At 59.3% G+C, this 25,073-nt stretch carries 23 protein-coding genes; 7 read left to right on the top strand and 16 right to left on the bottom strand.

The genetic code is table 11. From position 1 onward, the window contains the following. Nucleotides 1–215: 215 nt before the first annotated feature. From QD409_RS21800 to QD409_RS21775, 6 genes are all read right to left on the bottom strand, one after another. Nucleotides 216–1,130 carry a sugar kinase gene (locus QD409_RS21800; RefSeq protein WP_430763671.1) on the bottom strand — a complete coding sequence of 305 codons (915 nt, stop codon included), beginning with the start codon at nucleotides 1,128–1,130 and terminating at the stop codon, nucleotides 216–218. A 196-nt stretch (nucleotides 1,131–1,326) separates the two neighbouring features. Next, nucleotides 1,327–2,313, bottom strand: coding sequence for an ABC transporter ATP-binding protein (locus QD409_RS21795; protein WP_430763670.1), 987 nt, complete (start codon nucleotides 2,311–2,313; stop codon nucleotides 1,327–1,329). After that, a complete protein-coding gene (locus QD409_RS21790) occupies nucleotides 2,306–3,301 on the bottom strand; it encodes an ABC transporter ATP-binding protein (protein WP_430763669.1) in 996 nt (331 codons plus the stop codon). The genes QD409_RS21795 and QD409_RS21790 overlap by 8 nt, the downstream gene beginning before the upstream one ends. A 1-nt stretch (nucleotide 3,302) precedes the next feature. Next, entirely contained in the window at nucleotides 3,303–4,220 is a 918-nt protein-coding gene (locus QD409_RS21785; RefSeq protein WP_430763668.1) for an ABC transporter permease, read from the bottom strand. Continuing rightward, nucleotides 4,217–5,140 (bottom strand): ABC transporter permease subunit, encoded by a 924-nt coding sequence (locus QD409_RS21780; protein ID WP_430763667.1) that lies wholly within the window; start codon nucleotides 5,138–5,140, stop codon nucleotides 4,217–4,219. The genes QD409_RS21785 and QD409_RS21780 overlap by 4 nt, the downstream gene beginning before the upstream one ends. A gap of 51 nt (nucleotides 5,141–5,191) precedes the next feature. Next, on the bottom strand, nucleotides 5,192–6,772 hold the full coding sequence (locus tag QD409_RS21775; protein ID WP_092853446.1) for a peptide ABC transporter substrate-binding protein: 1,581 nt from the start codon (nucleotides 6,770–6,772) through the stop codon (nucleotides 5,192–5,194). Between the two features lie 294 nt (nucleotides 6,773–7,066). Here QD409_RS21775 and QD409_RS21770 point away from each other — a divergent pair, with 294 nt between their 5' ends. Next, nucleotides 7,067–8,713, top strand: a complete 1,647-nt coding sequence (locus tag QD409_RS21770) for an alpha-glucosidase family protein (protein ID WP_430763666.1) — start codon at nucleotides 7,067–7,069, stop codon at nucleotides 8,711–8,713. Here the strand turns inward: QD409_RS21770 and ade are convergent, their stop codons facing one another. The 8 genes from ade to QD409_RS21730 all read right to left on the bottom strand — a co-directional run bounded on the left by ade (nucleotide 8,714) and on the right by QD409_RS21730 (nucleotide 16,674). Then, the gene (gene ade / locus QD409_RS21765) at nucleotides 8,714–10,411 is read right to left on the bottom strand and encodes an adenine deaminase (protein ID WP_430763665.1); all 1,698 of its coding nucleotides are present in this window, start codon (nucleotides 10,409–10,411) and stop codon (nucleotides 8,714–8,716) included. 93 nt (nucleotides 10,412–10,504) lie between these two features. Beyond that, nucleotides 10,505–11,833, bottom strand: a complete 1,329-nt coding sequence (locus tag QD409_RS21760; RefSeq protein WP_430763664.1) for an aspartate aminotransferase family protein — start codon at nucleotides 11,831–11,833, stop codon at nucleotides 10,505–10,507. 353 nt (nucleotides 11,834–12,186) lie between these two features. After that, complete coding sequence (locus QD409_RS21755) at nucleotides 12,187–12,504, bottom strand: ArsR/SmtB family transcription factor (protein ID WP_004116664.1); 318 nt, start codon at nucleotides 12,502–12,504, stop codon at nucleotides 12,187–12,189. Between the two features lie 367 nt (nucleotides 12,505–12,871). Next, nucleotides 12,872–13,363 (bottom strand): HugZ family protein, encoded by a 492-nt coding sequence (locus QD409_RS21750; protein WP_430763663.1) that lies wholly within the window; start codon nucleotides 13,361–13,363, stop codon nucleotides 12,872–12,874. Between the two features lie 36 nt (nucleotides 13,364–13,399). Further along, nucleotides 13,400–14,449 carry a choline ABC transporter ATP-binding protein gene (choV, locus tag QD409_RS21745; RefSeq protein ID WP_430763662.1) on the bottom strand — a complete coding sequence of 350 codons (1,050 nt, stop codon included), beginning with the start codon at nucleotides 14,447–14,449 and terminating at the stop codon, nucleotides 13,400–13,402. Next, nucleotides 14,446–15,291 (bottom strand): choline ABC transporter permease subunit, encoded by an 846-nt coding sequence (gene choW, locus QD409_RS21740; RefSeq protein WP_430763661.1) that lies wholly within the window; start codon nucleotides 15,289–15,291, stop codon nucleotides 14,446–14,448. Before choW ends, choV begins: the two co-directional genes overlap by 4 nt. A gap of 184 nt (nucleotides 15,292–15,475) precedes the next feature. Next, on the bottom strand, nucleotides 15,476–16,432 hold the full coding sequence (locus QD409_RS21735; RefSeq protein WP_430763660.1) for a choline ABC transporter substrate-binding protein: 957 nt from the start codon (nucleotides 16,430–16,432) through the stop codon (nucleotides 15,476–15,478). Between the two features lie 35 nt (nucleotides 16,433–16,467). Beyond that, the gene (locus QD409_RS21730; protein WP_430763659.1) at nucleotides 16,468–16,674 is read right to left on the bottom strand and encodes a hypothetical protein; all 207 of its coding nucleotides are present in this window, start codon (nucleotides 16,672–16,674) and stop codon (nucleotides 16,468–16,470) included. Between QD409_RS21730 and QD409_RS21725 the strand changes: the two genes are divergently transcribed. The 4 genes from QD409_RS21725 (at nucleotide 16,667) to QD409_RS21710 (ending at nucleotide 20,163) form a co-directional block, all read left to right on the top strand. After that, nucleotides 16,667–17,248 (top strand): thymidine kinase, encoded by a 582-nt coding sequence (locus tag QD409_RS21725; RefSeq protein ID WP_092853432.1) that lies wholly within the window; start codon nucleotides 16,667–16,669, stop codon nucleotides 17,246–17,248. The two genes, QD409_RS21730 and QD409_RS21725, sit on opposite strands and share 8 nt — an antisense overlap. Before the next feature lie 96 nt (nucleotides 17,249–17,344). Then, nucleotides 17,345–17,731: a c-type cytochrome gene (locus QD409_RS21720; RefSeq protein ID WP_430763658.1), complete on the top strand. Its 387-nt coding sequence runs from the start codon at nucleotides 17,345–17,347 to the stop codon at nucleotides 17,729–17,731. A 72-nt stretch (nucleotides 17,732–17,803) separates the two neighbouring features. After that, nucleotides 17,804–18,826, top strand: a complete 1,023-nt coding sequence (locus QD409_RS21715) for a hypothetical protein (protein ID WP_430763657.1) — start codon at nucleotides 17,804–17,806, stop codon at nucleotides 18,824–18,826. 197 nt (nucleotides 18,827–19,023) lie between these two features. Next, on the top strand, nucleotides 19,024–20,163 hold the full coding sequence (locus QD409_RS21710) for a DUF2333 family protein (protein ID WP_430763656.1): 1,140 nt from the start codon (nucleotides 19,024–19,026) through the stop codon (nucleotides 20,161–20,163). Between the two features lie 102 nt (nucleotides 20,164–20,265). Here QD409_RS21710 and QD409_RS21705 read toward each other — a convergent pair whose 3' ends face one another. Next, nucleotides 20,266–20,997, bottom strand: coding sequence for a helix-turn-helix transcriptional regulator (locus QD409_RS21705; protein ID WP_092853424.1), 732 nt, complete (start codon nucleotides 20,995–20,997; stop codon nucleotides 20,266–20,268). 622 nt (nucleotides 20,998–21,619) lie between these two features. Here QD409_RS21705 and QD409_RS21700 point away from each other — a divergent pair. Further along, nucleotides 21,620–22,525: a hypothetical protein gene (locus QD409_RS21700; protein WP_245298108.1), complete on the top strand. Its 906-nt coding sequence runs from the start codon at nucleotides 21,620–21,622 to the stop codon at nucleotides 22,523–22,525. Between the two features lie 14 nt (nucleotides 22,526–22,539). Here the strand turns inward: QD409_RS21700 and QD409_RS21695 are convergent, their stop codons facing one another. Next, nucleotides 22,540–23,049, bottom strand: coding sequence for a TIGR00645 family protein (locus QD409_RS21695; RefSeq protein ID WP_092853420.1), 510 nt, complete (start codon nucleotides 23,047–23,049; stop codon nucleotides 22,540–22,542). Between the two features lie 167 nt (nucleotides 23,050–23,216). On the opposite strand from QD409_RS21695, the gene QD409_RS21690 reads away from it, so the two are divergent. Continuing rightward, nucleotides 23,217–24,896 carry a formate--tetrahydrofolate ligase gene (locus QD409_RS21690; protein WP_430763655.1) on the top strand — a complete coding sequence of 560 codons (1,680 nt, stop codon included), beginning with the start codon at nucleotides 23,217–23,219 and terminating at the stop codon, nucleotides 24,894–24,896. The last annotated feature ends 177 nt before the right edge of the window (nucleotides 24,897–25,073 follow it).

The raw sequence follows: 25,073 nt of genomic DNA, 5'->3' as shown, positions 1-25,073 counted from the left end.
GCATCCTCATGATGACGGTGCTAGAGCATGATGCCGAAAAGTGTATGCGGTTTTCGGCGACTTCATGCTCTACTTGTTTGAATCTAGAGCGGATTCAGATTTTAGGTCGAGCAGACCTAAAATCATCCGGCTCTAGCGATTGCGGTGCTTCAAACATGATTCCCGCGCCCACTCTATTGTGGGGGGTGTCCATGATGGAAATATTACAGTGCCGATCAGGCGATCTTCAGCTTCTTGGGCGAGACGAGCGCGCCGTGTTCCTGAATGACTTTCGCGGCGATTTCGGCGGCAAAAGCGGCGGCGGCGAGCGGATCGCCATGTTGCAGATAGTGGGCGAGAAATCCGCCGTTGAAGCTGTCGCCGGCGCTGGTGGTGTCTACGACCTTGTTCACCTTGACGGCGGGGACAAGCGTTTCGTCTGCGCCAGATCCGATCGTCGCGCCTTCGGGGCCGTTCTTGACGACGACCATATTGGCTCCGTACTGGTGGTAGCGACGGATGGTGCTGGAGATGGAATCGTCGCCGAAATGCGCAGCCTCGTCATCGAAACTCGGCATGACAAGGGTCGAGGCGCGGGCGCCGTCGGCGATCAGGGTATGCATCGCGTCAAGGCTGGACCACAGGCGAGGGCGCAGATTGGGATCGAAGGCGACGAGCTTGCCGACCGCCTTGGCACGGCGAAGTTCGGCCAGCAGCGTATAGGCATCCTCGCGCGGCAGGATCGCCAGGGTGATGCCCGAAAAATAAAGCACGTCGGAGGCTTCGATCGCCGCGCGCAACGCGTCGCCGTCGGCTGCGAGCTGACGGGCGGCAGAGCTGTCGCGCCAATAGCTGAAGGAGCGCTCGCCATTCTTCAGGTTGATCATATAGAGGCCGGGCGTCTTGCCGCGAAGGCGGCGGATGCTTGCCGTGCCGATGCCGGCAGAGCTCATGAAGCTTGCCATCTCATCGGACATGGCGTCGTCGCCAAGCGCGGTGAAATAGTCGATCGACCAGTCGGCGGGCAGGCAGGCGCGGGCATACCAGGCAGTGTTGAAGGTGTCGCCGGCAAAGCCCTTGCGCAGGTGTCCGTCATCGGCCTGCGACAGTTCCACCATACATTCGCCGATCGAAAGAAAATGCCCGCTCAAGACTGCCTCCTGCATTCTATCCGGCTGCTGCATACGCGTAAGCAGCGGCTTGAGCAAGGGTAGGCGGCGGTCGCCGCCGCCCACTTTTGACATTCTAGAACAGTTCGCTTCCTCACGGTATCTCTGAACCGTTCTACCTCTTTGTCTTTTCGCAATTCCGGACGGAAAACCGCCGCACAGTTTTCCTGGAATTGCTCTACGGCCTATCCATATGGTAGCAGGCCGCCGTCTGGCCGGGGCGCACCTGCTGGGTCGGCGGCATCTTCGTGCGGCAGATATCCGTCGCCTTCCAGCAGCGGGGCGAGAAGACGCAGCCCGGTGGTGGGTTGAGCGGCGAAGGCGGATCTCCCTGCAGGCGGATGCGCTCGCGGTTCCGTGCCAGCTTCGGGTCCGGGATAGGGGCCGCAGAGAACAATGCCTGGGTATAGGGATGAGCCGGATGGTCGAAGACCGTGGCGGCATCGCCGGCTTCCACGACCTTGCCGAGATAGAGCACGAGCACATCGTCCGAGATCAGGCGCACGACCGAAAGGTCGTGGCTGATGAAGATCAGCGTCAGGCCGAACTCCTTGCGCAGGCGGCGCAGAAGCGTGATGACCTGGCCCTGGATCGAGACATCGAGCGCGGAGACCGGCTCGTCGCAGATGATGAGCTTCGGCCGGGTGATGACCGCCCGCGCAATGCCGATACGCTGCGCCTGCCCGCCCGAGAACTCATGCGGGTAGCGGTTGATCATCTCGGGAACGAGACCAACTGCCGACATGATATCGCGGACACGATCCTGCCGCTGTGCGCGGGTCAGTTTCGGTTCGAAGACGGTAAGCGGCTCGGCGATGATGTCGCCGACGGTCATACGCGGATCGAGCGAGGCGATCGGGTCCTGGAAGATGATCTGCATGTCGCGACGTGCGGCACGCATCTCCTCCTCAGTGAGATCCAGAAGGTTGCTGCCCTGCCAGAGGATGCGGCCTTTCTGCGCCTTGATCAGCCGCAGGATGGAGCGGCCGAGCGTGGACTTGCCGCAACCGGACTCGCCGACGATGCCGAGCGTGCGGCCGGTCTTCAGCTCGAAGCTGACGTCGTTGACCGCCGTCAGAACCAATGGCGGCTTGAAGAAGGATTTCGACGGTAGTTCGAATTCGGTGGTCAGATGTTCGACCTTCAGAAGCGTTTGTTCAGCCATGGACGAGGCTCCGTTCCTGATCAGCCGAAAGGGGGTGGAAGCAAGCTGTGCAGCGACGTGCCGCGAGCTGGCTTAGCGGCGGCGCCGCGTCGAGGCAGTCGTCCTCCACATGGGCGCAGCGCGGCGAGAAGGCGCAGCCGCGCGGCAGGTGCATCAGGTTCGGCGGTCGGCCGGGGATGACGGCGAGATCGTCGACATCCTGATCAGGGCGGGGGATCGAGGCGTGCAGCGCCGCCGTGTAGGGGTGCGCCGGATCCTCAAACAGTTCCTCGACCGGGGCTTCCTCAACGATGCGGCCCGCATACATGACGGCGACGCGGTCGGCGAGACCGGCCACGACGCCGAGGTCATGGGTGATCATGACAAGCGCGGTGTGCATTTCCGCCGTCAACTCGTTGAAAAGATCGAGGATTTGCGCCTGGATCGTCACGTCGAGCGCAGTGGTCGGCTCGTCGGCAATGAGAAGCTTCGGTTTGGTGAGCAGCGCCATGGCGATGACGATGCGCTGGCGCATGCCGCCCGAGAGTTCGTGCGGGTAGAGGTTGAAGCGGCGTGTCGGGTCAGGAATGCCGACACGCTTCAACATATCCAGCGCAGCCGATGACGCCGCGCGTGCCGTAAGGCCACCATGAACCTCGAGTTGCTCCGTCAGCTGTCGCGATATGCGCAGGGACGGATTAAGCGCCGTCATCGGGTCCTGGAAGACCATGGCCATGTCCTTGCCGCGGACATGGTCGAGTTCGCGCGGTTTCAGCGTCAACAGGTCCTTGCCGTCAAGCAGGGCCTGGCCGCTGGTGCGGCCGTTCTTGGCGAGCAGGCCCATCAGGCCGAGGAAGGTCTGGCTTTTGCCGGAACCGGATTCGCCGACCACGGCAATACGCTCGCCGCGGCCGATCTTGAGGTTCATTTTCGAGACCGCCGCCACTTCGCCTTCCGGCGTACGGAAGGTGATGGAGTAGTCCTTGAGTTCGAGAAGTGTGTCTGTCATGTCAGCGATCCTTCGGATCGAAAGCGTCGCGCAGACCGTCGCCGATGAAGAGCAGGCTCATCAGCAGCGCGACCAGGAATCCGGCCGGGAAGAGCAGCAGCCAGGGCGTCGTCTCCATGCCGGCCGAGCCTTCTGCAATCAGCGTGCCGAGCGATGTCAGCGGCTCCTGTACGCCGAAGCCGAGATAGGAGAGGAAGCTTTCCGTGGCGATGATTTCCGGAATGGTCAGCGTCGCATAGATGACCACCGGACCGACGAGGTTCGGCACGATGTGCTTGAGGATGATCTTGAACGACCTTTGCCCGGACGCTCGCGCAGCTTCGATGAATTCCCGCTGCTTGATCGACAAGGTCTGGCCGCGCACGATGCGGGCCATGGTCAACCATTCGAGCGCGCCGATCGCTGCGAACAGCAGATAGACGTTACGGCCGAAGATCACCATCAGCAGGATGACGAACAGGACGTAGGGCAAGGCGTACATGATATCGACGAAGCGCATCATGATGGCGTCGACGCGGCCGCCGAAATAGCCGGCGACAGCGCCGTACAGCACGCCGATAACCACCGAGACGAGCGTTGCCACGAGCGCGACGGTGAGTGAGACGCGGGTGCCGTAGAGCGTGCGCGCCAGCAGGTCACGACCGTTGCCGTCGGTGCCGAAGTAGTGGCCGGCAGCGAAGTCCGGAGCGCCACGGAAGGACGTCCAGTCAGGATCCTCATAGTTGAAGGGAAGGAAGCTGGGGCCGAAAATGGCGATCAGCACCAATGACGCCAGCACAATCAGCGAAAGTGCTGCTGCCTTGTTGCGCAGGAGGCGACGCATCGCATCGCCGGTCAGGGACCGTCCTTTGGGTGCAAGCCCTTCTGCCGAAAGCAATTCTGCTTCCAGCAGTTCTCTCTTGGCGGAATTGAGGATCATCGCATTCTCACTTTCGGGTCGAGCCAGGCATAGGCGATGTCGACCAGTAGGTTGAGGACCACGATCAGGACCATGTAGAAAATGACCGTGCCGAGCACCATGCCGTAGTCACGGTTCAGCGCCGCGCCGACGAAGTAGCGGCCGACGCCGGGGAGGCCGAAAATGCTTTCGACGACCAGCGAACCGGTGAGCAGATAGCTTGCCGCCGGTCCAAGATAGGAGACGACCGGCATCATGGCTGGTTTCAATGCGTGCCGCATCACGGTGAGCCGTGGGCCGATACCCTTGGCCTTGGCGGTGCGGATGAAGTTCTGGCCCATCACCTCGATCATCGAACCGCGCATCAGCCGCGAAATGCGAGCCGCATGTGGGAGTGTCAGGACGATGATGGGCAGGATCAGGAACCGGATCGAGCCGTCGCCCCAGCCGCCGACCGGCAGCCAGCCGAGCGTGTTGCCGAAGACGAGCTGAAGGATCGGCGCGATCAGGAAGCTCGGCATCACTAGGCCGATGAGGAGCCCGCCACCCAGCCAATAGTCGGCCGCGCGGTTTTGATAGAGCGCCCCGAGACAGCCTATGAACACGCCGACGATGGTTGCGAGCACGAAGGCAGCGCCGCCGATGGTCAGCGTATAGGGAAAGCCGGACATGATCTGTTGGGTGACGGTGAAATCCTGATTGGCGAAAGAGGGGCCAAGGTCGCCCTTCATGACATCGCCGACATAGATCAGGTATTGCTCAACCAGGGGCTTATCGAGGTTGTAGTGAGCCGCGAGGTTGGCTTTGACTTCCGGCGGCAATGGCCTTTCGCCATCGAAGGGGCCGCCGGGAGCGAGACGCAAAATGAAAAAGCATACTGTTACGGCAATCCACATGACCGGGATTGTCGACAGCAGACGACGGAGAGCATAGCCAAACATGGTTTTAGACGCCTCCCTCCCGCTTTTGCCCGGGAGGGAGGCTGTTCCCAATTATTCTTTGATCGACAGCCAGCGAGTGCGGTGGATGTCTTGAATGTTGTCGACGAAGCCCTGGACCTTCGGGGCGACGATGTTCTGGGAAACGTAGTAGTAGATCGGGATCGCGGCGCTATCGTCAAGGGCCAGTTGCTCGGCCTGCTTGTAGATCTCGGCGCGCTTCTTCAGGTCCGTCTGCTCATTGCCCTGAGTGATCAGTGCATCGTATTTCGGATTGCTCCAGCGGCCGTAATTCATGTCGACGCCGGTCGAGAGCAGGCTGAGGAAGTTGATCGGGTCGTTGTAGTCGGCCAGCCAGCCGGCACGACCGATCTCCACTTCGCCGCGCTTCATTCCATCGTAGTGCACCTTGGTTTCGGTATTGTAGAGTTCAACATCGACGCCGAGCGGCTTCCACATGGCAGCGATCGCAACTGCAATGCGCTTGTGGTTGTCGTTGGTGTTGTAGCGAAGCTGTGCCTTCAACGGGTGATCGGGGCCGAAGCCTGCTTCCTTCAGCAGCTTCTTGGCCTCTTCGACCTTCTGCTTGTAAGGCTCGTCCTTCCAGCTCACATAGGCCGGCTCGCCGTAATTGGCCGTACCCGGCGGTACCCAGGAATACATCGGCAACTCGCCGGTGCCGAGGATCTTCGGACCGATGACCTCGCGATTGACGGCCATGGAGAGAGCCTGACGAACGCGCTTGTCGTTGAAGGGCGGCTTGGTGGCGTTCAGGACGTAATAATAGGTGCCAAGGAACGGCACGACATGCGCCTGGCCGGGAAGGTTCTTCTGGAGCCATTCATACTGATCGGCGGGGAACGAGGTGACGACATCGAATTCGCCGGCGCGATAGCGCTTCAGCGCGGCCGCCTGATCTTCCAGCGTGTAGAAGTTCACCTTGTCGATCTTCACGTCCTTGGCGTCATAATACTGATCGTTCTTGACGTTGGCGACATGCGAGCCCGGCACCCACTCCACCGGCTTGTAGGCGCCATTGGTGACGATGTTCTCGATCTTGACCCATTGGTCGCCCTTGGCCTCGACGACATGCTTCGGCAGCGGATAGGCCGTGTAGTGCATCAGGGCGTTGAGGAAGTAAGGCGTCGGGTTCTCGAGCGTGATTTCCAGCGTCTTGTCGTCGATTGCCTTGACGCCGAGCTGGGTCAGATCCTTGATCTCGCCCTTGTTGATCTTTTCCGCGTTCTTGATCGTGTATTGCAGGTAGGCGTACTGGGCGGCAGTCTTCGGATCCATCAGGCGCTGAAACGCAAAGACGAAATCCTGGGCGGTGACCGGGTGGCCGTCGGACCACTTGATGCCATCGCGCAGCTTGAAGGTATAGACCTTCTGATCGGGGGAAATGGTCCAGCTCGCAGCCTGGCCCGGAATGGGGTTGTCCTTGGGATCCTCAGTCACCAGACCTTCGAAAATATCGCCGTCGATGCGGTTTTCCCAATCGCCGGAAATCTTTTGCGGGTCGAGCGAAGTCGGGTCGCCGCCATTGTGGATATTGAGGGTCGCGGCATGTGCGGAGAAGCTCAATACCGTGCTGACGAGAGCCGTCGCTAGGAATTTTCTGGCGATATGAGTCATATGTTTTCCCACCTTTCTGGAGTTATTGTCCCTGATTTTACAGGGGTATTTTTGATCCCTAAGGCGACCTGTCCTTGCAGGTCAGTGGCGGAAGTTATCCGAAGCCGCGTCGCATTCAAGCCCAAAAGAGACGGACATGATCCAGGTGCGAACTTCCATGTTGATAAATCTCTAAAATTGATAGCGCGAATTTACACGCTCGCCAGTAGCATTCGGGCCTGCCGCCGATTGCGGCTTGCCGCCTGCGTCCGAGTATGCAAACTGAGAGGTCTTGTGCGATATCGAGGCGGCTTGATGAAATCGACGAATAAAGCGGCGCAAGCCGATTGGTGGCGCGGGGCGGTAATCTATCAGGTCTACCCGCGGTCGTTTCAAGACACGGATGCCAACGGGCTAGGCGACATAAAGGGGATTACCCGACGCCTGCCTCACATTGCCGCACTCGGAGTCGATGCGATCTGGCTGGCGCCTTTCTTCACTTCGCCGATGGCCGATATGGGCTATGACGTCGCCGATTATTGCGATGTCGATCCGATTTTCGGCACGCTGGCCGATTTCGATGAGATGATGGTGGCAGCGCACGAGCTGGGGCTGAAGGTCATTGTCGACCAGGTGATTTCGCACACGTCGGATCGGCATCCCTGGTTCGTGGAGAGCCGGGCAAGTCGCGACAATGCCAAGGCGGATTGGTACGTCTGGGCCGATCCGAAGCCGGATGGCACGGCGCCGAACAATTGGCTGTCGATTTTCGGCGGGCCTGGCTGGGAATGGGATGGCGTGCGTCGGCAATATTACCAGCACAACTTCCTGACGTCGCAGCCCGACCTGAATTTCCATCATCCCGAGGTTCAGGATGCCGTGCTGGCGGCCGTGAAATTCTGGCTCGACCGGGGCGTGGACGGCTTCCGCCTGGACACTGTCAACTACTATTTCTGCGATAAGGAGTTGCGGGACAATCCGGCGGCTCTTGTCGCGACGAGCGGGCTCGATGCGCCCGAGAGCAACCCTTACGGGATGCAGAACCATCTCTACGACAAGACGCAGCCGGAGAATATCGGCTTCCTCAAGCGGTTCCGAGCGTTGCTCGATCAATACGAAAACCGCGCGACCGTCGGCGAAGTGGGCGACGGTGCGCGCTCGTTGCAGACGGTTGCGGCCTATACCAGCGGCGGCGACAAGCTGCATATGTGCTATACGTTCGACCTGCTAAGCCCCGATTTTACGCCGGCGCACTTCCGCCGCTGCGTCAGCGATTTCCAGGACAATGTCGTCGACGGCTGGGTCTGCTGGGCTTTCTCCAACCATGACGTCCAGCGCCATGTCAGCCGCTTTGCTGAGAGCGAGGAAGAGCAGCCGCGCGTCGCAAAACTCGCTATTTCGCTGCTCTCCACCCTGCGCGGCTCGATTTGCCTGTATCAGGGCGAGGAGCTCGGGCTGCCCGAGGCGGAGCTTGCCTTTGAGGATCTGCGCGATCCCTACGGCATTCGCTTCTGGCCGGCTTTCAAGGGGCGTGACGGATGCCGCACGCCGATGCCGTGGGAGGCCAGCCGCGCCCATGCGGGCTTTACGACCGCCGACAAGTCATGGCTGCCGGTTCCCTATCAGCATGCGGCGCTTGCGGTCGACAAGCAGGAGGCGGACGAGGATTCGGTGCTGCATCACTATCGGGAGACACTGGCCTTCCGTGCAGAGCATGCAGCGCTGCGTGATGGCGACATGACTTTCCTCGATACCGAGGAGGATGTCCTTGCCTTCACACGCTCCAAGGATGGCGAGACGGTGCTATTCGTCTTCAATCTGTCCCGCAAGCCGGTGAAGGTCGCTTTGCCCAAGGATCTCAAGCTGGGCAAGACGATCGCCATGCCGGGGTTCACCACCGCCGACGCAGGATCGACGGTGGCGCTTGCCGCACTGGATGTTTATTGCGGCAAACTCGCCTGATCAGCCGATCAGCATGAACTTGTCGACGTCGACAAGACCTCTGTCCGATATCTTCAGATGCGGGATGACGGGCAGGGGCAGGAAGGCGAGCTGCAGGAAGGGCTCTTCCAGAGTCGCACCGAGGGCATAGGCAGCCTGGCGCAGATGATGCAGCGTGTCGCGCACGCTTTCATAGGGCTCCAAGCTCATCAGGCCGGCTATGGGCAGGGCGATCTCGCCGGTGATGACGCCATCTTCGACGACGACGAAGCCGCCATTGATTTCGCTCAGCCGATTGGCGGCAAGCGCCATATCGTCCTCGTTGACGCCGACGACGCAGATATTGTGGCTATCATGGCCGACGGTCGAGGCGATCGCGCCCTTCTTCAGCCCGAAACCCTGGACGAAGCCGTTGGCGTGGTTGCCGTTCTTGCCGTGCCGCTCGATGACGGCGACCTTGATGACATCGTTGCCGAGGTCGATATCGGTCTGGTTGCCCTTGGTTGGCAGGCGATAGCGGCGATGTTCGGTAATGATCTTGCCGGGCGTCACGCCGATAACGGAGCATTCGCCTTCTGTCACCGGCACGCCGAAATCGGCGGCATTGATCGGGCGCGCCTTGACGCTGTCGAGACCGACCGGGGCGACGGAATTGCGGGTCGCGAAGAGCTCTGCCGTCACGTGCCTTCCTGCGGAAAAGACGATCTCGGCCTTGCAATTCTCCAGGCTGTCAATGACGACGAGATCCGCGCGCCAGCCGGGCGCCACCAGGCCGCGATCCCGCAGGCCGAAGGCGCGGGCGGCCGAGATGGAGGCAGCGCGATAGATCGCTAAGGGCTCCACGCCATGCGCGATTGCCGTGCGGATCATGTAATCGAGATGGCCCTGCTCGGCGATATCGAGCGGGTTGCGGTCGTCGGTGCAGAGCGCGAGATGGGGCGACAGGCGCTCGGTAATGATCGGCATCAGCGCATGCAGATCCTTGGAGACGGAGCCTTCGCGCACCAGCACATGCATGCCCTTGCGGATCTTCTCCAGCGCTTCCTCGGCGGTCGTCGATTCATGCTCCGTGCGGATGCCGGCTGAGAGATAGCCGTTGAGATCGTTGCCGCGTAGCAGCGGGGCGTGGCCGTCGATATGGCCACCCTGGAAAGCTTCGAGCTTCGCCATGCAGACGGGATCCTTGTGGACCACGCCGGGGAAATTCATGAACTCGGCAAGGCCGATTACTTGCGGATGGTTGCGGAATGGCAAGAGCGTTTCGATCGGCAGATCGGCGCCGGAGGTTTCCAGATGCGTTGCCGGCACGCAGGAGGAGAGCTGGACGCGGATGTCCATGATCGTTTCGAGGGAGGAATCCAAAAAATACTGAATGCCTTCGGTGCCCAGCACGTTGGCGATCTCATGCGGATCGCAGATGACCGTCGTGACGCCATAGGGCAGGACGCAGCGGTCGAATTCGAGCGGCGTCACCAAAGAGGATTCGATGTGAAGATGGGTGTCGATGAAGCCGGGCACGACGATGCGGCCGGAGATGTCGATCTCCCGGCGCCCTTGATAGTCGCCGCAAGTGCCGACGATGCGGTCGCCGCAAATGGCGATATCCGAGGCGACCAGCTCCCCCGTGACCAGATCGAAGAACCGGCCGTTCTTCAGCACGATATCCGCAGGCTCGCGGCCGACGCCCTGGTCGATGTAGCGTTCGAGTTTGGTGGTCATCTTCGTCCCTCGCATATGGATCGCCCCTCATGCCGGCTCTTCTGCTGATGCAAAAGAAGGCGTGAGGGGCGCAGATGTGTTCGAGCTTATGCCTTAGATATTATTCTGCAAGATCTCGCGGAGTTTGCCGAACAGCTCGTCGATGTGATGTTTCTCGATGATCAGCGGCGGCGAGAGTGCGATGATGTCGCCGGTGGTGCGGATCAGCAGGCCTTTCTCGTAGGCCTTGAGGAAGGCTGTGAAGGCGCGCTTGGTCGGTTCGCCGGCGATGGGGTCGAGCTCGATGGCGCCGATCAGGCCGGTGTTTCTGATGTCGATGACGTTCGGGCAATCCTTGAGTGAATGCAGGGCATCGGCCCAGTAGTCGGAAAGGTCGGCTGCGCGGGTGAGCAGGCCTTCTTCCTTGTAGGTGTCGAGTGTTGCAAGTGCTGCGGCCGACGCGATCGGGTTGCCGGAATAGGTGTAGCCGTGGAAGAACTCGATCATGTGCTCGGGGCCTTGCATGAAGGCATCATGAATTTCCGAGGTGACGAAGACCGCACCCATTGGAATGACGCCGTTGGTCAGGCCCTTGGCGGTGGTGATCATGTCCGGCTTGACGTCGTAATATTGAGCGGCAAAGGGGGTGCCGAGGCGGCCGAAGCCGGTGATGACTTCGTCGAAGATCAGGAGGATGCCGTGCTTGGTGCAGATTTCGCGCAGCTTCTGCAGGTAGCCTTTCGGCGGAATGAGGACGCCGGTGGAGCCGGCAACCGGCTCGACGATGACGGCCGCGATGGTCGAGGCGTCATGCAGCGTGACGATGCGCTCCAGTTCGCTGGCGATATCGCCGCCATGCTCGGGCTCGCCGCGCGTGAAGGCATTCTTGCCGGGTAGGTGCGTGTGCGGCATGTGATCGACGCCGGTCAGCAGCGTGCCGAACATTTTGCGGTTCGAGACGATGCCGCCGACGGAGATGCCGCCGAAGTTGACGCCGTGGTAACCGCGCTCGCGGCCGATGAGGCGGAAGCGTGAGCCGTTGCCCTTCACGCGGTGATAGGCAAGCGCGATCTTGAGGGCCGTCTCGACCGATTCAGAACCGGAATTGGTGTAGAGGACGTGGTCCAGCCCTTCGGGGGCGATATCGACCAGCCGGTTCGCCAGCTCGAAGGCCTTCGGGTGGCCGAGCTGAAAGGCAGGAGCGTAGTCGAGCTCGCCGGCCTGCTGGCCAATGGCTTCGGTTATCTTCGGGCGGCAATGTCCTGCGTTCACGCACCACAGTCCCGCAGTTCCATCCAGTACCTGACGACCGTCATGGGTGGTGTAGTACATGTCCTTGGCGCTGACGAAGAGGCGCGGTTCCTTCTTGAACTGACGGTTGGCCGTAAACGGCATCCAGAAGGCGCGCAAATCGTTGGGGGTGGCATTCAAACGGTCCGACATGCTGTTCTCCAATGGCCATTCGGGGGCCATTTCCCGTCCGCGGCGCAGCGTCGCGCGATTATATTTACTGCCTGGTCAAATTATCAGCCGGCCTTTTGGCGTCAAGGCAAAGATGGCATCGGGGAGGGGGGCGCCATGAAAGGCCGCGTCTGCTTGGGCGGCTGATCGGACTTGATCCCGGTAAGAGCAGCCCGTCCGCAGCTGGTACCGAGATACAAATGAAAAAGCCGGCAAATCACTGATTTGCCGGCCGAAGCAGTTAAACGTGTGGTGATGAAAGAAAGTCGATCTTCCGGGGTAGAAAGTGTCCCGGCAAGATCGTTCGCCGGCAAAGCTGGGGGCTTGTTGAAGCCTTAGGCAGCCGATCTACTTTTTTCAGGTTCACAATAAATGTCTTCCAGCGTTTCGAGAACCCGGATGACCGATTCCGACGTGCTGGAGTAGTAAATCGTTTGAGCATCACGGCGCGTCTTCACCAGCTTCTGAGCGCGAAGCTTCGAAAGGTGCTGGGAAAGTGCCGATTGGCTCAGTCCGACTTGATTGGCCAAAACGCCAACGGGAACCTCGCCTTTAACAAGACTGCAAAGAATCAAAAGACGCTTTGGGTTCGCCATTGCAGATAATAATGCCGCCGCAACATTAGAGTGTTCGGCTAAATTTCTTGTCTTCATGTTTTAAACTTCCCAGTGCGGAGCGCACATCAGAAATTGTGCTATCGCTATGCCGGTACCAAACCGATATTGAACAATACCAATAGGAGCCGAAGATTGTATATACCTAAATTTAAGGTATCGGGTATGCTGTTTTAGGCATGTACGTATGACAGTCAAGCGATGTCATAAAGGGCGGCCGAGACTCGTTTCAGGACACCAATTAACCCAAAATAGGTCGGTTATGATCGCTTATCGATCATAAATCGGCCCCCTTTCAGGGTAGTTGGATAGAAACATACCAATAATGGTCGCCACTACCTCCGGCTGCTCGGCTACTAATTCTCGCACTATTGTATGGTCTTATTGCAACAGAAATTTTTTCAGCTTAGAGAATCACTAAGTCCTCCGCGGACAGAATATAGGCCCTTCCAAAGCCGCCATTCAGGCTGGCATCGAGCGGAACGAGGCGGAAAAAGCAAAAATCCGGAAAGTCGATATAGAGCTTGGACTTCGGGTGACGTTCGAGGAATAGCTCCCGAATGCGCGCATGGGCATCGCCTTGCCGGTCGACACGTTCGGCGCTGCAGCGCACGGTCAGGCGGGGATGGGCGAGGGGATCACCCTTGCCGGGTTCGCCGAATAGCGCCGAAGCGCGCGGGTCTTTCACCAAGGCCTTCGTATGAGAGGAAAGGCCGGACACGAGAATGACGGGTGCGCCGTCGGTATCCATGGCCGTCAGAACGCGGCTGACGGACGGAAATCCGGTCTCGGGGTCGATGACGGCCAGCGCTGCGTGCGCGGCCGTATGCATGAAGATGCGCGCTTGGTTGCGCGCATCCTCGTCCGTTTCCCTGATTACCGATGGTTTATCGTTCATTGACTGCTCCATGAATTGAGGAGCAGTCGCGAACGGCTACTCCCTTCGCCGGTGGCTGGTGAGACCAGCGACAACGTCTTGTGCAGAGATCGTTCCGATTATCGTGCCGTTGTCAACAACGCCGATATTGCCCGGCTGGCGGGTGAGGGCGTCGAGGATATCGATGAGCGGCGTGGCGGCGGTTGCAGKGGCGGTAACGGAACCGCCATTGGCCGAGTGCCCGACGCCCTGCTGCATGACGTCGCGCGCCGTCAGCATGCTGATCGGGTTCATGTGCTGCACGAAATCCGCCACGTACTGATCGGCCGGGTTCTTGACGATCTCCTGCGGCGTTCCACACTGGATGATGTGGCCGCTTTCCATGATGGCAATGCGGTTGCCGATGCGGAAAGCCTCGTCCAGATCGTGGCTGACGAAGAGGATCGTGCGCTTCAGGCGGCGCTGGAATTCGAGCAGTTCATCCTGGAGGCGGGTACGGATCAATGGGTCGAGCGCGGAGAACGGCTCGTCCATCAGCAGGATCGGGGCGCCGGTCGCAAAGGCACGCGCAAGGCCGACACGCTGCTGCATGCCGCCCGAAAGCTCGTTGACCTTGCGATTGGCCCATTGCGTGAGGTTGACGAGTTCGAGCTGTTCGCCGACGCGTTTCTTGCGCTCGGCTTCCGGAACGCCGGCAAGCTCAAGGCCGAAGCCGACATTGTCGGCGACGGTGCGCCACGGCAGCAGTGCGAACTGCTGGAACACCATGGAGACCGTGTGCATGCGCAGATCGCGCAGCGTCTTGGGATTGCAGGCATAGGGATTGACGGGGCCGTTCTTGGTATTGACGACGACCTCGCCCCGCACGACAGGGGCGAGGCCATTGACGGCGCGCAGCAGCGTCGATTTACCCGAGCCGGAGAGGCCCATGAGGACGAGGATTTCGCCTTCCTCGATCTCCAGCGAGGCGTTGGCGACGCCGAGCACCATGCCTGTGGACTTGCCGATTTCGTCACGCGACTTGCCGCCGTCGACGAGTTTCAGTGCGGCATCGGGACGATCGCCGAAAATGATGCTGACATTGTTGAAGCCGACGGCGACGGTCATGAGCGATCTCCTTCGCCAGGGGCACGGAACATGCGGTCGAGAATGATCGCCAGAATGACGATGCAGGAGCCGGAATCAAAGCTTTTGCCGACATTAACGCCTTGCAGTCCGCGCAGAACTGGCACGCCCAGACCTGGAGCGCCGACAAGAGCCGCAATGGACACCATCGAGAGCGACAGCATGATGGTTTGTGTCAGGCCAGCCATAATCTGCGGCGCAGCGAAGGGCAGTTCGATCTTACGCAATACCTGCCGCTGCGTAGCACCGAAAGCTTCTGCCGCCTCAACGAGGGAAGGCGGCGTCGAGATGATGCCAAGGCGGGTCATGCGGATTGCGGCTGGGATGGCGAAGACGACTGTCGCAACGAGGCCAGGCACCATTCCAAGACCAAGCAGGATCATAGCTGGCACAAGATAGACAAAGGTTGGGATGGTCTGCATCAGGTCGAGGATCGGCCGCATGATAGCGTAAAGCCAGGGACGTCGCGCAGCTGCGATGCCGAGAGGGACGCCGACGAGCATACAAACGAAAGTCGAGGCCAGAACCAGCGCAAGCGTTTCAGTCGTCTCTTTCCAATAACCCTGATTGATGGTGACGAGGAAGCCGACGAGGGTGAGGGCGGTGACTGTAACGCTTCGGCGCATCCAATAAGCGATGGCGGCGAAAACGGCGACGACGATCAGCGGATGCGGCGCCTGCAAGAGGAACAACAGCCCATTGATTCCGTGCGCGACTACGAAGGAAAGGCCGTCGAAGAACCAAATGAAATTCGTCGTCAGCCAATCTACAGCGGCTTTGGCCCATGGCCCGATAGGGAGGCGGTAATCGGTTAACCAGTTCACGTCTTTGCCCACGATTGGGGGCGGCTATTCCGATGGTATCGCATGTTCCGGAAAGCGCCGCCGAAGAATAACGGTCTGTCACGCCATACGGACCGTTGTCCTAGGTAAGGCGGGACGCGAAGGAAGCAGTCCGTCCACGGAAGAGAAAGGGGCGGTTTGGCCGCCCCTCAATCAACCGACGTTATTACAAGCCAAGCTTGGACTTGACCGCCGCCAGGCCATCGCCGCCATCCTTGGTGGTGACGCCGGCAAGCCAGGGAGTAACAGCTGCCGGATTGGCTTTCAGCCATTCCTTTGCGGCCACTTCCGGATCCTTACCGTCGTTCAGGATCTTGCCCATGATTTCGTTTTCCATCGGCAGCGAGAAGACGAGATTTTTGACGAGGGCGCCGACATTCGGGCACTGCTGCAGGTAGCCGGCCCGGACGTTGGTGTAGACGGTCGCGCCGCCGAAATTCGGTCCGAAGACGTCGTCGCCGCCGGACAGATAGGTCATCTTGTAGGTGGTGTTCATCGGGTGCGGCGCCCAGCCGAGGAAGATGATCGGCTTGCCTTCCTTGTCGGCGCGGGAGACCTGCGCCAGCATGCCTTGCTCGGAGGATTCGACCACTTCGAAGCCCTTCAAGCTGAAGGTGTTCTTGTCGACCATGTCGATGATCAGGCGGTTGCCGTCATTGCCCGGCTCGATGCCGTAGATCTTGCCGTCGAGATCGTCCTTGTGGGCGGCGATGTCCTTGAAGTCCTTGATGCCGAGCGCGGCACCCTTTTGGTTGGTCGCCAGCGTGTACTTGGCGCCTTCGAGATTGGCACGGACGGTTTCGACCGATTTGTCTTCTGCGAATGGCTTGATGTTCTCGGCCATGGAAGGCATCCAGTTGCCGAGGAATACGTCGATGTCCTTATTCTTAAGAGACTGATAGGTCACCGGCACGGCAAGCACCTTGACGTCGGTGTCGTAGCCGAGGGCCTTCAGAAGAGTGGAGGCCGTCGCGGTGGTGGAGGTGATATCGGTCCAGCCCACATCGGCAAAATGTACGGTGCTACAGCTCGCTGCCTCGGCTGCCGAAGCAGCGGTAGCACCCAGTGTCAGGGCCGAAAGAGCTGAAGCGAAAGCGACTGCGGTAAGGGTCATTTTTATCATTGCGTGACTCCCAGTGTAACGTTCCCAAGCAACCATCAATAACTGACATTTTCAAGCGACCACAGTGTATTTGCGCCGGTTTGAGGGGGCTGATTGCGACGCCCGTATTTTTCTGCGCGAGCGTTGCCGGGGCCTTTGACGCCATCCATACGCGCTCCTGAATCCTGTGGTTTTCTTGAAGGATGTCTTTTCTTATCGTCGCGCAGAACCCATGAAGCATTCAAGGAGAATGTCATGGCCAAGCTGTACTTCCATTATTCGACGATGAATGCCGGCAAGTCGACCATGTTGCTGCAGGCCGCCTATAATTATCAGGAGCGCGGCATGCGCACAGCCGCCTTGATTGCGGCCCTCGATGATCGCGCCGGCCGCGGCACGATAGCCTCGCGTATCGGCCTGACGATGGATGCCATACCGTTCGAGATTGGTGACGATCTCTATGCACTGATCGATGAAATGCATGCAAGTGATCCGCTGGCTTGCGTCTTCATCGATGAGGCGCAATTCCTGACGCGCGAGCAGGTGTGGCAGCTCGCACATATCGTCGATCGCCTTGGGCTGCCTGTCATGGCCTACGGATTGCGCACGGATTTTCACGGAAGGCTGTTTCCGGGATCGCAGGAATTGCTGACCATCGCTGACGAATTGCGGGAAGTGCGCACGATCTGCCACTGCGGCCGCAAGGCGACGATGGTCGTGCGGCTGGATGCCGCCGGAGAGGTGGTGCGCGAAGGTGCGCAGATAGTGATCGGCGGCAGCGACAAATATGTTTCGCTCTGCCGCCATCATTGGGAAGAGGCGATCTCGGGCGAGTGAAGCCCCAGGTCGTTTTCGCTTCGGACGGGTGGTCGCGACGCCGTCAATCGCGCGATAGCCGGGATTTGGCAAAAAGTGACGGGATCGGGAGGTGTGATGAAGCTGTTCTGTCTGACATTGGCGGCGATTATACTCGCTTCTGGTTCCGGGGCTCTTGCGGATGGAAATCCGGTGGTGGGTGCTGCCGTTTTCAGGAAATGTGCCGCCTGCCACACGGCGACCGCGCGGGAGAACCGTGTCGGACCATCGTTGATGGGCATTGTCGGCCGCCCGGTCGCCAGTGTGCCGGATTACAATTACTCGCCGGCGATGAAGGCGTTTGGGGCTGACGGCAAGATCTGGGACGAAGCCTTGCTGCGCAAATATCTGCCGGCACCGCAGTCTTTGGTGAAGGGCATCAGAATGACCTTCCCTGGCCTCAAGAGCGATAAGGATCTCGACAATCTGATCGCCTATTTGCGGAATCCAGCCGCTGCCCAATAAATGTGGCGGGGCATTTTCATGTCATGCGGAAGCAGCTAGTCTCGTGTCGAGAGGCAGGGGAGAGATGCTTTCATGGCCATACCTCATTCCTTTGACGGCGTGCTCGACAAGGCGCAGGCAACGCTCGACGACGCCATCGGCAGTATGGGCGCCGCAGTGGCGACGCTGGCCAGCCACGCTAGGGGCGAGGAACGCATCGACACCGTCAACTTCCCGGTCGAGGAAACGCTGGTGCGTGAGGCCGTCGAATTGCTGGATCGATGGAAATCCCTTGCCCTGTCGCTGGTGAAGGATCTGGATCGCGTGACGGCGGAGGCGGATCTGCAGCATCGACGGCGGTTTGACGAAAACGCCGGCTTCGAGGATGCAAGCCTGCTTCGCCGGAAGCTCGCCCGCGGCCCGATGAAGCCCGAAGCAATCATGACCGATCTCGATGTGGCCCTGAGTGCGTCTGCGACCCTCAATCTCCTGTTCAAGCAGGCCCGGCCGGCATTGTCGCGATGCTTTCACGATTGCGAAATCCATCTGGAAGGGGTGATCAAGCGACGGCGGAAACTCGATTTCGAGATCGAGGAGGTGCAGCGCGATGCCGATGCCGTGATCGCCAGGATCACGAGCCTGCGTCGTAGTTTGCCGTCCACGTTTCATCCCGATGCTCATCCGGAGCTGGGGGAGGGCTACCGCGATTTGCTGGCCGAGCAGGATGAAATTCGCAAGCGGGAGAGGAGACTGCAGTCCGATCGAACGATGCGCCAGCGCCTTATCGATATTTATGAGGGGTTGGCGGGTGTCCTGAATGCGCAGATCGCCGCCGTCGGCGCCATGGCGGGCAAGCTTACGGTCGATATCGAGCAGCGGATCGCTTTATTGAAGGCATTGGCGCTGGAGGTCGATCCACCGTCATTAGCGGCGGCTCGACCGGCGGCGGTCGAAAGTCTGATCCAGGCTTTCGAGTCGAATGTGCTGGCCGGGCATGATCTCGCGGCACGCAAGGCGCATGTCGACTTCGTGTTCGCCAGGCGGCTGGAACCGCATCTGCTGCCAGCGCCTGCGGAGGTGGAAGAGACTTCCGATGACACGCAACCGGAGGGATGAATGGCACATAGTGCCGAAAATTCCATGCGGGCTGTTGTCGTTTTCCTCAAGAACACATATTTGCTGAAAACGAATAGCGACGAAGCCCTATAGCACGGAAATCGAAAGAGATTTTCGAGACGGCCAGTGCGCAGGTTCGGTGTGATGTGTCCTTCGCGTGATGGCGGGATGCGCGGTGCGGTTTAGGAGACGTGTCCATGCTTGACTCGATCACGGCACTCTGGAAGCGGATGACTGCCGCCATCGGGCGATGGCTGGGGCTCGTCTTCGTCGGGATTGCCTGGCCTTTTCTGGCGGCGCATGGTTGGTATCGGCACCGCAATTGGATGATCAAGCTGCCGGTCGCCGCCTTCGTGGCCCTGCTCGCGGTCCTTTACATCTATTTCATCTGGCAGACGCAGGTCTGGTCCGGCTTCAATACAGCCTATCCCGACGTCTATAAATTCTCCGAGCGCAAATTCTCCGCCGGACAGGAATTGCCGGCAACAAGCGGGCAGCAGGCTGCCGCTACCGCGCCGAAGGCCTGCCAAACTTCGGCGGTGGTCGATGTCGCGGCCGATCTGACCGATTTCAACGTGAACCAGAACGCCTGGATCTCCTCGATGCTGCTTTACAAGCTCGGCTTCTTCGGGATGTCATGGGACGATACGCCTTTTCTCGATAACAAGGCTTCCTTCCAGCGGGGCGTGAACTCGGTTGTCCGTCGCACATCGGCAGAACTCGTCGATACGATTGGCCGCGTGCGCGGGACTTCCGGCATCAACAGCGACCTGCAGAAGGCGCGCGGCAACCTGCAGTTCGACGAGTCCAGCTGGTATTTCGGGCTGCATCCCTTTGGGCCGAAAACACCGTCACCCAGCTACTATCGCGCGGCAATTGCCAATCTTCGTAGCTTCAATGCGGATCTGAGCAGCTGCAAGACGATTTTCGACGGACGCGCCGACAATCTGCTGCAGTTTGTCGACCATATCGCCGGCGATCTCGGCAGCACGGTCAATATCCTGGCCGACCGGTCTCAGAACTACAGTTACGGATGGTTCGACACGCGTGCGGACGATCGCTTCTGGTTCGCTTATGGCCAGCTCTACGCCAGTTACGGCATCCTGAGTGCTGCCGGTGCAGACTTTCAGCAGGTCATCGCCGAGCGCAATGCTAGCGTGCTCTGGACCGACACCCTCGCGATGCTGCGGACGGCGCTGCGGATCCAGCCGTTCATCATCTCCAATGGCAGCGAAGACAGTTCCTTCATGCCGAGCCATCTTGCGACGATGGGCTTCCATGTCCTGCGCGTGCGGTCGAATCTCGTTGAAATCCGCACGGTTCTGGGTGGTCGCTAAGCGTGAACCTCGTCGCCGGTCGGCGTAAGGCACGATTATGCCGCCGCAATCGGCCAGCGCTGCCGTGCGGGAGGCTTGATATCGGGACGAGGTTTGGAAGGACTAGCTGATCAGTTTGAGCCGAATGGCTTTCGCGACGAGCTGCGTGCGATTGACACAATCGAGCTTCTTGATCGCATTCATCATGTAGGCGTTGACCGTGTGGTCGGAGAGAGAAAGGATCTGGCCGATTTCAACCGAAGTCTTGCCCTGCGCCGTCCAGCGAACCACTTCGAGTTCGCGAGCCGAAAGCGTGTGCGGGGCTGAGCCGTCGCTGCGCTTCAGGCAATTATAGGAATCGAGCGCCTGCATCATGATCATGGTGAGCTCGTTGAGCTCGCTCTGGCTGAGAGTGCTGCGATTGCCCATGAACCAGAAAAGCAGACGCTGCCCGTCCGAGGAATTGATCGGAATGATCACGTTCATCGGGCAATTGTAGTTGATCAGCAGGGCATGGAATTCGCGCGACAGATCGATGTCGGGTGCGCTTTCCTTTTCCAGCAGATGCCACGCGCGCGGCATCACGGAATCGCGTGTGCGCAGCAATGTCTGGCAGCGCCGAACCAGCTGTTGACGATCGAATTCTCGCACAAATTGCGCCGGTACCGATCCCGCAATGAGCAGCGACGCCATCATCGAATCATCGGGAATCGGGGCGTTCATGAGGGCCACATGACTGAAGCCAAAGGCAGTTGCCGACTGCTCGAGCGCCAGGGCGAACGCTGTCTGTGTCCGAGCAGCAGCCAACTCGGCAGAAAGCAGCAATTGTCTCTCAGCAGCAATGATATAGGACATATGAGTAGAGGCGCCCACAGCGTATTATCGCTATCAAATACCTGATCTATGGGTGAATGCTAGACGCAAAAATACCACAGAACCAGAAATAAATTCATTTTCATATATCTTAATATTATAACATTTAGGGCTGCGCGTGCTTTGCTCAAACGGCAATTTTGAGTGAAAAACTCGCCTCTGATACCGGCAAATGCGCCCAAAATATGCGGCGGACGCCATCAAAATGGGATTTGGCAAGAAGGTGTCCATGATCTCAAACCATGCCTGAGGCGGTTTATCCGGAAAAGCGGATCGTCACCGATATTGACTCACGGGCTTGATATCGTGTCCTAGACATGCTTATGGTAGAGTGATTTTCTGCTTATATGGTATGATGGGTTGTGGCTGCAATTGAGCCCTCATCGAGCAAGCTTTGCCGGCCGAAGACCCCGACTAACGGCAGCAGTCAAATCCGCCTGAAGCGTGCTAGCGACCTGTCTTTCCTTAAATAATATAGCGGTGCGGGGCCGTGCCTTGCGAAGGCCCAAAGCGGTTGCTATCGGTCTTGCCAAAGCAATCGCTTCCAGGCGTGTATCTTATGAACTTTCGCTTCTTGCCGCAGCTTGCAACGCGGTGTTGTCAAATGGCGTTGTGGCTTTTGACGGCCGTTTCGCTACTGGTCCTGTCGCCCTTGGCTGTCGATGCGGCGGAGGTTGCCAGTGGCCAGCCCATGCGTTTCCTGCTTGTTCATGGTGATATGGGCCAATGCCGTGGTGATGATACTTGCCCCGACTGGATCTCGGCGGAAGGGCAGATCATGGCGGATTCGCCAAGGAAGCTGCGGAAGCTCTTGAAGCAGCTCGGCAATCGAAAGCTGCCGATCGTCGTCAATTCGCCCGGCGGCGACGTGAAGGCGGCGACGGAGATGGCTTATGCGATCCGCAAGCAGAAGCTCTCCATTGCAGTTGGCCGCACCCGCTCGCGCCTATGCCCCTATGCCGAGCCGATCTGCTCGGCTGCGATCGCCAAGGATGGCTCGATCAAGGGAGAACCATATTCGGCGGGCGCGGTCTGTTTTTCCGCCTGCCCGCTGTTTTTCACCGGCGGTATCCAGCGTGTCTACAGCCCATTCGCACTCATGGGCGTTCATCAGATTACGACGACCTACAGCGAGGTGCGCGTCCAGTATCGTACCGAATATGAAGTGGTGGACGGCAAGCGCAAGATCCTTTCTAAGAGGGAGATCGGGCGCAAGTTCGTCGGCAAGTACGATACGACCAAGCTCGACAGGGCGCAGAAGGCGCGGCTGGTCGGATTCTTCGGCAAGATGGGTATCGATAAATCGCTTGTTGATCTGATGCTCGGAACCGACCCCAACGGCATCCATCTCATTTCGCAGATGGATGCCCTCAAGCTGAAGCTGACGACGGAACTCGCCGACGCTATTGTACTGGTTTCGGCACGCAATTGTGGGAGCGATCAGCCGATCTCGGATTGCGTTGCGCCGCCGCCATCGCCGGCCGGTCGATCGGCCATGGTCGGTCAATAGCGACCGTTCCGGCCTCAGCTATCCTTGGCTTTTGCTTTCGCCATGATCTTTTCGAGGAATCCGAGCAGCAGCGCCGAGACGACGAAGGCGAGATGAATGATCGTGAACCACATCAGCTTGGCGTTGTCATACTGAGTGGCGTTCAGGAAGATCTGCAGCAGATGAATCGAGGAGATGGCGACAATCGAGGAGGCGACCTTGATCTTGAGGCTGCCTGAATCGAGTTTTCCGAGGAAGGAAACCTGGTCTTCGCCTTCATCGAATCGGCTGACGAAGTTCTCGTAGCCGGAAATCATCACCATGACGATCAGGCTCGCCACCAGGGCGGCGTCGATGAGGCCGAGAATGGCCAGGATCATATCGGCTTCGTCATAGACAAGAGCGTTGATCGCGACCTTGTAGAACTTATAGATAAACGAAACCGCATAGACGGCGAGCGAGGCGGCAAGACCGAGATAGAAGACCACCAGAAGCCAGCGACTGGAGAGAATGATGCGCTCGACCAGCAATTCCAGGGACTTCATATCTTTTCCTTTGTTCTCGCTTTGAATTTGGATCCCGAAAATAGGTGTGCCGGTGCCTCGCGACAAGGCGGATCATTTCGCGGAAGACACCGCATCGCTCCTATTCACACCGGAAACTTATTGGTTTATCCCGACATGCGAATGACCGTGTGTTGGGGGCAAGTTTAATGGCGACCGTGGCATCTGACATCGAAATCGCGCGTGCGGCGAATAAGCTGCCGATCATCGAGATTGGTGCCAAGCTCGGCATTCCGGCGGAAGATCTGGCGCCTTACGGTTATGACAAGGCAAAGATCGGTGCCGGCTTCATTGCGGCGCAGGCCCAGAAGAAGGATGGCAAACTGATTCTCGTTACGGCCATCAATCCGACACCGGCGGGTGAGGGCAAGACCACCACGACGGTCGGCCTCGGTGACGGCCTGAATCGGATCGGCAAGAAGACGGTGGTCTGCGTGCGCGAGGCTTCGCTCGGCCCCTGCTTCGGCGTGAAAGGTGGCGCGGCTGGCGGCGGCTATGCGCAGGTCGTGCCGATGGAAGACATCAACCTGCATTTCACCGGCGATTTCCATGCGGTCACCTCCGCCCACAATCTTCTCGCCGCGCTGATCGACAACCATATCTATTGGGGCAACGAGCAGAATATCGATATTCGCCGCATAACCTGGCGCCGAGCTATGGACATGAATGATCGTGCGCTGCGCGATATCGTTTCCTCGCTTGGTGGGGTTGCCAATGGCTTTCCCCGCGAAGGCGGCTTCGACATCACCGTGGCCTCCGAAGTCATGGCGATCCTCTGCCTGGCAGCCGACCTCAAGGATCTGGAGAAGCGGCTCGGCAGCATCATCGTCGGCTATCGCCGCGACCGTACGCCCGTCTACGCCCGCGACCTGAAAGCCGATGGCGCCATGGCCGTGCTCTTGAAGGACGCGATGCAGCCTAACTTGGTGCAGACGCTGGAGAACAATCCGGCGCTGGTACATGGCGGCCCCTTTGCCAATATCGCCCATGGCTGCAATTCGGTGATCGCCACACGCACGGCATTGAAGCTGGCCGACTACGTGGTGACGGAAGCGGGCTTCGGCGCAGATCTTGGTGCCGAGAAGTTCTTCGATATCAAGTGCCGCAAGGCCGGCCTCTCGCCGGATGCGGCGGTCATCGTCGCGACTGTGCGGGCGCTGAAGATGAATGGCGGTGTCAAGAAGGAGGGTCTCGGCAATGAGAATGTCGAGGCGCTCGTCAAAGGCTGCGCCAATCTCGGCCGGCATGTCGCCAATGTCCGCAAGTTCGGCGTGCCCGTCGTCGTTGCCATCAATCACTTCGTTTCGGATACCGAGGCGGAGATCGAGGCGCTGAAGAATTATGTCGCGCGCCTTGGCGCCGAAGCGATCCTGTGCCGTCACTGGGCCGAGGGCTCGGCCGGCATCGTTGATCTCGCGCATAAGGTGGTGGAGCTTGCCGAATCCGGCCAGGCGAAATTCCAGCCGCTCTATCCGGACAATCTTCCTCTCCTGGAGAAGATCGAGATCGTCGCCTCGAAGATCTACCATGCCGGTGAGGTAACCGCGGACAAAGCCGTGCGCGATCAGTTGCGGTCCTGGGAAGACCAGGGCTATGGCCACCTGCCGGTCTGCATGGCGAAGACGCAATATTCCTTCTCGACGGATCCGAACGTTCGCGGCGCGCCAGAAGGGCATATCGTGCCCGTTCGCGAGGTGCGGTTGTCAGCAGGCGCCGGCTTCGTCGTCGCCATTACCGGCGAGATCATGACAATGCCGGGCCTGCCGAAAGCACCGGCAGCCGAGAGGATTTTCCTCAATGATCAGGGCTACATCGAGGGACTGTTTTAAGTTCAGAATTTGATTCAACTCCCAGCACAGTCCGGTGCTGGCGCTTGCCGGCACCGAAGTCGTCGGCGAGAAGAATCGTCATTGCCAGGCGCATCGAAGCATCTGCGCCGTTGACGTGGCAGAAATCGCTAGCAAGATCATTGGCGGGTATCGACATCATCGCATGTGACGATGGAG

The sequence above is a fragment of the Rhizobium sp. BR 315 genome, from assembly GCF_050577975.1.
GTDB classification, from domain to species: domain Bacteria; phylum Pseudomonadota; class Alphaproteobacteria; order Rhizobiales; family Rhizobiaceae; genus Rhizobium; species Rhizobium miluonense.
This window is presented reverse-complemented; position numbering and strand designations above follow the sequence as displayed.

Excerpts from the sequence above, each read along its gene's own strand:
- QD409_RS21710 (WP_430763656.1), top strand. The coding sequence starts at position 19,024 with ATGCTTGACTCGATCACGGCACTCTGGAAGCGGATGACTGCCGCCATC.
- QD409_RS21690 (WP_430763655.1), top strand. The coding sequence starts at position 23,217 with ATGGCGACCGTGGCATCTGACATCGAAATCGCGCGTGCGGCGAATAAG.
- QD409_RS21760 (WP_430763664.1), bottom strand. The coding sequence starts at position 11,833 with ATGTCGGACCGTTTGAATGCCACCCCCAACGATTTGCGCGCCTTCTGG.
- QD409_RS21735 (WP_430763660.1), bottom strand. The coding sequence starts at position 16,432 with ATGATAAAAATGACCCTTACCGCAGTCGCTTTCGCTTCAGCTCTTTCG.
- QD409_RS21705 (WP_092853424.1), bottom strand. The coding sequence starts at position 20,997 with ATGTCCTATATCATTGCTGCTGAGAGACAATTGCTGCTTTCTGCCGAG.
- QD409_RS21725 (WP_092853432.1), top strand. The coding sequence starts at position 16,667 with ATGGCCAAGCTGTACTTCCATTATTCGACGATGAATGCCGGCAAGTCG.
- QD409_RS21775 (WP_092853446.1), bottom strand. The coding sequence starts at position 6,772 with ATGACTCATATCGCCAGAAAATTCCTAGCGACGGCTCTCGTCAGCACG.
- QD409_RS21715 (WP_430763657.1), top strand. The coding sequence starts at position 17,804 with ATGGCCATACCTCATTCCTTTGACGGCGTGCTCGACAAGGCGCAGGCA.
- QD409_RS21700 (WP_245298108.1), top strand. The coding sequence starts at position 21,620 with ATGGCGTTGTGGCTTTTGACGGCCGTTTCGCTACTGGTCCTGTCGCCC.
- QD409_RS21750 (WP_430763663.1), bottom strand. The coding sequence starts at position 13,363 with ATGAACGATAAACCATCGGTAATCAGGGAAACGGACGAGGATGCGCGC.
- QD409_RS21790 (WP_430763669.1), bottom strand. The coding sequence starts at position 3,301 with ATGACAGACACACTTCTCGAACTCAAGGACTACTCCATCACCTTCCGT.
- QD409_RS21695 (WP_092853420.1), bottom strand. The coding sequence starts at position 23,049 with ATGAAGTCCCTGGAATTGCTGGTCGAGCGCATCATTCTCTCCAGTCGC.
- QD409_RS21795 (WP_430763670.1), bottom strand. The coding sequence starts at position 2,313 with ATGGCTGAACAAACGCTTCTGAAGGTCGAACATCTGACCACCGAATTC.
- QD409_RS21780 (WP_430763667.1), bottom strand. The coding sequence starts at position 5,140 with ATGTTTGGCTATGCTCTCCGTCGTCTGCTGTCGACAATCCCGGTCATG.
- ade (WP_430763665.1), bottom strand. The coding sequence starts at position 10,411 with ATGACCACCAAACTCGAACGCTACATCGACCAGGGCGTCGGCCGCGAG.
- QD409_RS21720 (WP_430763658.1), top strand. The coding sequence starts at position 17,345 with ATGAAGCTGTTCTGTCTGACATTGGCGGCGATTATACTCGCTTCTGGT.
- QD409_RS21785 (WP_430763668.1), bottom strand. The coding sequence starts at position 4,220 with ATGATCCTCAATTCCGCCAAGAGAGAACTGCTGGAAGCAGAATTGCTT.
- QD409_RS21770 (WP_430763666.1), top strand. The coding sequence starts at position 7,067 with ATGAAATCGACGAATAAAGCGGCGCAAGCCGATTGGTGGCGCGGGGCG.
- QD409_RS21755 (WP_004116664.1), bottom strand. The coding sequence starts at position 12,504 with ATGAAGACAAGAAATTTAGCCGAACACTCTAATGTTGCGGCGGCATTA.